Raw genomic sequence first — 2,717 nt, 5'->3', positions numbered from 1 at the left:
GGACGCCCTTTCGGTCATTTGGCGGTCATCGCCTGGAGGGACTGGGTGAGCCACGCCCCCGTCTGCGCGGTGTGGGCGGGGGAGCCGTGCACGTCGTCGTGCTCCAGCAGGCTGAACCGGCGCACGTGCGCGGTGAGCAGCTCGATGTCTTGCGGGGGAATGATTTCGTCGCGTTTGCTGGCCACGTAGGCGACCGGGACGTCGATCGCGCCCAGCTCGTCGGCGCTCAACGCCCAGTCCGCGAGCCCACCCGGTTTCTCCCCGGTCAGATGCACGATCGTGTCGACGGTGACGCGCGGTAGCGTCTGTTGCCAGGCGGCGTCGGTGAAGAAACCGCTGACCGGCGCGCCGACGGTGAGAATGCCCTTGATGCGCGAGTCCCGCGCGGCGCAGCGCAGCGCGAGGTGACCGCTGAAGCTCATCATCATCGCGTAGGCCGACGTGGCGCCGAGCGCGTCGAGGATCGCGGGGATCATCCGCCAGCTTTCGGCGTCGTACGGCAGCGAATTCCCGCCGGTACGGGGAAGTTCGGTGACCACTCCGGAGAGCCCGGCCCCGATCAGCTGGCCGAGCAGGCCCGCCCACTGCTCCTTGATGCTGACGATCCCGCCGGAGACCAGGACGAGCGGGCCGGAACCACCGCGCCAGCAGCGGATCACCCCGGCCGGAGTGTCCACTTGGAACGGTTCGAGGCCGGAGCCGGACCTGGTGAAGGTGTCGACGGCCTTGTCGAGTGCGTGCTGCCGAGCCGGTCCGTCGACGAACGGGAAGCGGGCCATGGTGTAGAGCCGGCTCGCGTCGGCGAGTTGCTGCCGGGCCTCGGACTCCTCGGCGGCCCTGGACCACTCACCCGTCCACGAACCGGGGGTGCCCGCGTCGTCGGTGGTGATCCGGCCGAGCACCGCGTCGGTCAGCTCGGGCGGAACCCCCTGCGTCCTGGCGTGCACGAGGGCGAACTGCTTGAGCTCCTCGACATCATTCATGCCCCCATGGTTGAACGCTCAGCCAAAGTTGCCCTAAACCGCAGCTACAGCAGGGCGTTCGCGCGGCGGAGGCGTTCGGCGGCCTGGGCGCGCAGGGTGTCGAGTGACAACGGCGGAGTGCCGTGCAGCGCTTCCCATCGGGCGTTGTGCCCGGCCGCCCACAGACTGGCCGCCCACGCGACTTCCAGCTCCACGGCGGTGAACGCGCGCCCTCGGAAATCCTGGTACGCCGCGAGAAACGCTTCGGAACTTTCGATCGAGGCCAGGAAAGGCGGCCCGTCGCTGGCGAACGCGCCGCTCGCCGCTCCCGCGAGCGCCGCTTCCGGTTGCCACGCCAGGCTGTCCCAGTCGTGCACCGTCCACACCTCGACGCCGTGCCACCGGAGGTTCTGCGCTTCGAAGTCCGCGTGGCCCAGCACGCACGGCAGATCCGCGGCCAGCAGCCGCTTCCGTGCCCGGGTCGCGGTGTCGACGAGGTACGCGGGCACGACGCTCTGGTCCCGGGCGTCGAGGAACCCGATCGACGGCCAGATACCGGGATCGGTGTGGTCCCACCGCGACCAACGCGGATTCGGCAACGGTGGCTCGACGGTCACGGTGGCCAGTTCGCCCATCAGCCGGGCGAACACCTCCGCGTACCGCACGGCCACGTCCGGTGTGTCCCCGCGCAGCATGTCACCGCCGGGCCGGAACTCCTCGGCGTGCACGGCCAGCGACCCGACCCCGGTCACCGGCGTGACCGGCCGCGCGCACGGGAACCCGCGCTCGGCCAGCCGGGCCTGCGCGGTGACGCAGGCCCCGGCGCGGCCGTCGCCGGGACGCGACTTGACCACGACGTCCGTGCCGCCGGTCAGCCGGAGCCCGTACACCACCGAGATGCTCTCCAGCCGGAAGAGCACCTCGGCGGGCTCGCCGCCGAGGTGGTCGAGGCACCAGCCGGGTAGCCAGTCCGGCAGCTCGTCCAACGGACCGGGTCAGATCCGGCTGGGTGAGCGCAGCTGCGCGGCGATGATGTCCAGGATGGCGGCGTTGTGCTCGTTCAGGTAGAAGTGCCCGCCGGGGAACACCTTCAGCTCGAACGGGCCGCTGGTGTGGCGCTCCCACGAACCCGCCTCGTCCACCGTCGCCTTCGGGTCGTCGTCGCCGACCATGGCGAAGATCGGGCAGCTCAGGTCCGGGCCTTCCGGGTAGCGGTAGGTCTCGGCGGCGCGGTAGTCGGCGCGGATCGCGGGCAGCACCATCCGCACGATCTCGTCGTCACCGAGCAGAGCCTGCTCGGTGCCCGCCAGGCTGCGCACGTTGGCGAGCAGTTCGTCGTCCGAGCCCTCGTGGAACTTCTCGTCCCGGTGCCGGGAGGGCGCGCGCCGCCCGGAGGCGAACAACGCCGCCGGCACCACACCGCGCTTCTCCAGCCGCCTGGCCACCTCGAAGCCGAGGGTGGCCCCCATGCTGTGCCCGAAGATCGCCAGCGGCTTGTCGGTGAACCCGTCGATCGCGTCGGTCACCTGGTCGGCGAGCACCTCGATCGAGTCGATCAGCGGTTCCGCGCGCCGGTCCTGCCTGCCCGGGTACTGCACCGCGAGCACCTCGATGCCCGGCGAGAGCGCGCGCGAGACCGGGAAGAAGTAGCTGGCCGAGCCGCCCGCGTGCGGCAGGCAGAGCAGCCGGTGCGGGGCGGCGGGCGCGGGGTGGAACCGGCGCACCCAGTCCTCGGCGGTACTCGCGGTCATGCTC

General features: G+C 71.3%; 3 protein-coding genes. All 3 read right to left on the bottom strand.

Annotated elements, in window-relative coordinates; genetic code table 11:
* Window positions 1-14: 14 nt before the first annotated feature.
* From YIM_RS40140 to YIM_RS40130, 3 genes are read right to left on the bottom strand one after another with little or no spacing between them, the layout of a single operon-like run.
* Window positions 15-983, bottom strand: coding sequence for an alpha/beta hydrolase (locus YIM_RS40140; protein WP_153035335.1), 969 nt, complete (start codon window positions 981-983; stop codon window positions 15-17).
* Window positions 984-1,027: 44 nt separating this feature from the next.
* Window positions 1,028-1,948 (bottom strand): phosphotransferase, encoded by a 921-nt coding sequence (locus YIM_RS40135; protein ID WP_153035334.1) that lies wholly within the window; start codon window positions 1,946-1,948, stop codon window positions 1,028-1,030.
* Between the two features lie 9 nt (window positions 1,949-1,957).
* Window positions 1,958-2,713 (bottom strand): thioesterase II family protein, encoded by a 756-nt coding sequence (locus YIM_RS40130; RefSeq protein WP_153035333.1) that lies wholly within the window; start codon window positions 2,711-2,713, stop codon window positions 1,958-1,960.
* Between the last annotated feature and the right edge of the window lie 4 nt (window positions 2,714-2,717).

It is taken from the genome of Amycolatopsis sp. YIM 10 (assembly GCF_009429145.1).
Classification (GTDB): domain Bacteria; phylum Actinomycetota; class Actinomycetes; order Mycobacteriales; family Pseudonocardiaceae; genus Amycolatopsis.
Note: the sequence above shows the minus strand (reverse complement) of the source record. Positions and strands in the feature narration are given on the sequence as shown.

Bases quoted from the DNA above. Each gene is read 5' to 3' on its own strand.
- YIM_RS40140 (WP_153035335.1), bottom strand. From the start codon at position 983: ATGAATGATGTCGAGGAGCTCAAGCAGTTCGCCCTCGTGCACGCCAGG.
- YIM_RS40130 (WP_153035333.1), bottom strand. From the start codon at position 2,713: ATGACCGCGAGTACCGCCGAGGACTGGGTGCGCCGGTTCCACCCCGCG.